We start from the raw sequence: 608 nt of genomic DNA on the forward strand, positions 1-608 counted from the left end.
CACCATCGGGTTTATCGATTTCAACGCGTCTGACCGGTGAGGGCGTATATCGACCTGTTGCCAGTTCGGTAGTGACCTTCGTCCAGTGTCCTGCGCTTGCCCATACGGGAAATTCGTTGATGGTCATGCCATCCACTCCTGCAGCCCCTTTATTGGCTTGAACGCGTTTCCATGCCGCTGAGAGGTTATCCCGTTGCAGCACACGCTCAAATAGATCGTTACTAAAGGCTGGCTTCAGATCACTACGCTGAATCACGTCATCGCCTGACGGCGTTCGTGCGTTCAAGTGTGACAAGGCTCCTCCTTTATTCTTAATGTTCAGGCCTTCACCATGTATCAGCCATTACGCTGACCGTTGGGCTACTATGCCGTCTGCTGACTTCTGCTTAATCACTGGCAAAGTTACCTCTGCCAGCGCTATCGGTTTGTATCTAGTTCGCTCTCCACTGGCGATACATTCAGCGGAGCCAAGGCACTTATTGACCAGAGCCTTACTGGTGGTTTACCGATCGCTTGTTAAGCAGATCTCCCCAGATAAGAGCATGAACTGTCCCTGCGCAACTGCATCATTTACGGTGGCCGTTAGATCACACGGCTTCGTTGTCTTG

The 608-nt window shown here is 51.6% G+C and carries 1 pseudogene; it reads right to left on the reverse strand.

The window, feature by feature from the left end:
• A pseudogene (locus tag A3773_RS16860) lies at positions 1–286 on the reverse strand (hypothetical protein); the annotation flags it as partial.
• Positions 287–608: the final 322 nt, after the last annotated feature.

Source organism: Neptuniibacter pectenicola, assembly GCF_001597735.1.
Lineage (GTDB): Bacteria > Pseudomonadota > Gammaproteobacteria > Pseudomonadales > Balneatricaceae > Neptuniibacter > Neptuniibacter pectenicola.